Annotated in this window: 4 protein-coding genes; 3 read left to right on the plus strand and 1 reads right to left on the minus strand. The window is 63.6% G+C overall.

Annotated features, from left to right (window positions below; genetic code table 11):
• The 3 genes from ACZ7HQ_RS45060 to ACZ7HQ_RS45070 all read left to right on the plus strand — a co-directional run.
• On the plus strand, nucleotides 1-210 hold a 210-nt coding region (locus tag ACZ7HQ_RS45060; protein ID WP_471003332.1), incomplete at its 5' end, for a hypothetical protein.
• A gap of 512 nt (nucleotides 211-722) precedes the next feature.
• A complete protein-coding gene (locus ACZ7HQ_RS45065; protein ID WP_471003336.1) occupies nucleotides 723-947 on the plus strand; it encodes a hypothetical protein in 225 nt (74 codons plus the stop codon).
• A complete protein-coding gene (locus ACZ7HQ_RS45070; RefSeq protein WP_471003339.1) occupies nucleotides 925-1509 on the plus strand; it encodes an IS110 family transposase in 585 nt (194 codons plus the stop codon). The genes ACZ7HQ_RS45065 and ACZ7HQ_RS45070 overlap by 23 nt, the downstream gene beginning before the upstream one ends.
• Before the next feature lie 49 nt (nucleotides 1510-1558).
• Here the strand turns inward: ACZ7HQ_RS45070 and ACZ7HQ_RS45075 are convergent, their stop codons facing one another.
• Nucleotides 1559-1990: an SsgA family sporulation/cell division regulator gene (locus tag ACZ7HQ_RS45075; protein WP_471003342.1), complete on the minus strand. Its 432-nt coding sequence runs from the start codon at nucleotides 1988-1990 to the stop codon at nucleotides 1559-1561.
• Between the last annotated feature and the right edge of the window lie 1090 nt (nucleotides 1991-3080).

Consider the following 3080-nt stretch of genomic DNA (forward strand, 5'->3'; position numbering starts at 1 on the left):
TACCGGGTGATCTTGGTCGTGAACCCGTCTACCAGGGGCTTCACTCACATGTCGAACCAACTGACCTTCTCACGCATCAAGTTGGCAAAGGCTCATTGCTTCAATCGCATGATCGGCTGCCTTCATCATTGCCTCACTCAGCGCGTCCACTTCAACGAAAGCAGCGCGTTCCCGGTAACCGCGGACCCCCAACTCAACTCAGACACTTGACGGTTCGTGCGCATCGGATGTCTACATACCCACCGATAACGGCTGGCTGTATCTGGCGACCTGGCTGGACCTCGCAACCCGCGAGATCGCGGCTACTCGATGGCCGACCGCCACCGCGCAAGCCGGGTCGTGGACGCGCTGAAAATGGCCGCCGGACGCGGGCAGCTCCGCCCCCGGATGCATTGCGCACTCGGACCGCGGCAGTGAATACACCTCCGACGAACTCCCAAGCGAAATAGACCGGTTGGACTGCGGCAGAGCATGGGCCGCACCGGCTCATGCTTCGATTGTGAGGATGATCAGGTACCGCTTCGGGCGGTGGCCTGACCTGTGCTTCGATTGGCGTTGTTGCCCTGGCGTTGATCTGTCGGCCACTGCTCGGGCGGTACTCGTTGCCGCCGGGCAGGGGACGTGTCCCGATAGGGGCCTTCGCGACAGACGCCTTCACAGTCTTGACCGCTCCGGCCCGGCGACGGCCACCAGTATCCCAGGCGATCAGGAGACAGGCGACCTTGTCCAGCATTACGCAGCCCACGACCCCTTGTCGCATCCAGGCCGGCGCCGAGGAGGACATCCTGCTCGGCGCCGACACTCACAAGGACGTCCACGCCGCGGCCGTCATCACCATGCTCGGCGCCGTCCTGGACGGACGCAGCTTCCCGGCGACAGGTGAGGGATACCGTCAGCTCTTGGCCTGGGCACGCTCGTTCGGGCATGCTGCGGCGGGCCGGGGTTGAGTGCACTGGATCGTACGGCGTCGGCCTGACACGGTATCTGCGATCCGAGGGCATCGAGGTGACTGAGGTCAACCAGCCTGACAAGGCTGCCCGACGGCGTCACGGCAAGACCGATGCGATCGACGCCGAGGCCGCTGCCCGTGCTGTGCTGTCCGGTCGGGCCACCGCCGCCGCGAAGACGAGTGACGGCCCGGTGGAGATGTTGCGGCTGTTCAAGCTGGCGAAGGGGTCCGCGATCAAGTCTCGGACTCAGGCCATCAACCAACTCAAGAGCGTCCTGGCCTGCGCCGATGCCGAACTTCGCGAGTCCTTGTCCGGGCTGAGCAATCTGAAGCTGATCCAACGGTGCGCCGCCCTCTCGGAGTTGGAAGTGGCGGGACCGGCAGGCGCCGCGCGGCACACCTTGAGGCTGCTGGCCCGCCGCATCCAGAACCTGACCGAGGAGATCAAGGACCTCGACAAGCGGATAGCCGAAGCGATCACAGCGAGCACTCCGGATCTGCGCGCCATGTGCGTGCAGCTCGCAAGCCACCCGCTGACTGAGCTGGCATCAGTACCCTGACCGGGACCCCTTGTCCCGCCGGTGGCTCATCGGGCTCGTGGCCGCCTTGTCACGCGCTGCCGAAGAGCTGGGACAGCCCACGCTCGACGGCTGCCGCTACATCCTCGGCACCGGCGGGTACGACCGCGTAGGTGCGCGCCAGGAATCGCCGCAGCACAGCGGTATGAAACTCGATCATGACCAGATCGCTGAGCCAGTGCATCTCGACCACGGTGTGGCTCGTGTCGTCCGGCCACACGCACACCTCCCCCCACTCGGTCAGGACGCGCGACCCCTGCCCGAGCAACTCACGCGCGAACACCCACCTCACCTCAGAGCCGTTGCATGGCACACCGGGCGGGAAGTCGACACAGACCACCAATGGGTCGTCCAGGTGATAGCGCAGCATGACGCGGACAAGGGACTCCCGGTTCAGGCCCGTGATCAGACGGACCCGGGCGCGTTGCTCCACGGAGACGGGCGGAACCGGGGGAACAGACATGGCTGACTCCGTTGCGCCAGATCCGGCAGAGTCCAGTTTTCCGCCGGCACGGTAAGTACTTACCCCTAGACTCGACTTACCAGAATCCACTCCGGAACCTGTGCGTTCGGCCACCCCTGGACCAGACCCTACCGATGCGATCAACATCAAGACCGTCTCACGGTCCCACTCCTACCGGGAGGCAATGCCTGGGTAAGGGACCTCGTGGTGATCTCATGCGCACGGTGCAAATTTCGCGTAAAGCCTCTCGGGAGAGCGGAAATGAAGGTACTCTCAGCTTCCTGTAAGCAGGGTGTTCGCCATCGCCCGCGGGTTCACTCTGAATATATTCCAAGAGTGTGAATACCGAGTCTCCACTGGCGAGCTATCTGTTGCCCCGGCCCGGCGGCTTCTTGGCGGAGGTGCGCCGGGCCGGTTCCCCTTGAGTGAGACTACTGCCTTACGGGTGACCACAACAGGAAACTTACATCAACTTGCTGACAGCATATGCATGTGACAAGCCATTCTCCAGAAGCCCCCGGCGCTCCTCTCAACACTCCGATGATCGAGAGCGCGCTTGCGTGTCATTCGCATGACAATAACCACGATCAACACCTCGACTTGATGACCCCTCTCGGTAATTATGGACCGACGAGGCTAATTCAGGAGATTACATTACCCGCGCACCAGTGTCTTCGAGTGCCATTTTCATGGCACCGAGGAGAGTTCACCCTATCGATGGCACTCTTCAGGTGTTCTCAGGCCACGGCTTCGGCGCAGTCGCGGCGTCGGGCTGTGGCGCGGGGCCAGGGTCTTGATGCCGCGCCCGGGTCGGCGCATGCTGGCCGCGCCGGAGGCTGGTATGGGGTTTGTGGTGTGCGCCCCATCGGTGGTGTGTGCGGGTGGGCAGGCTCGGCTGCCGGTCATCTCTTCGCGGGACCCACGCTCTTTGTCCTGTCTGGAGGGAGCGGGTCCTCGGCATGGGGCGGTCCGCGAAGGCCGGCGGGATCGGTCAACTTAGTACTCCAGCAGCGGTTCGTGTCCTGAGCTGGCAGTTGCCGTTGTCCTGGTATGGAGGGGATGGCTGAAGTCGCGGTCTGGGCTGCTGAGT

This window comes from Streptomyces sp. NPDC037290 (assembly GCF_055603245.1).

Excerpts from the sequence above, each read along its gene's own strand:
- ACZ7HQ_RS45070 (WP_471003339.1), top strand. The coding sequence starts at position 925 with ATGCTGCGGCGGGCCGGGGTTGAGTGCACTGGATCGTACGGCGTCGGC.
- ACZ7HQ_RS45075 (WP_471003342.1), bottom strand. The coding sequence starts at position 1,990 with ATGTCTGTTCCCCCGGTTCCGCCCGTCTCCGTGGAGCAACGCGCCCGG.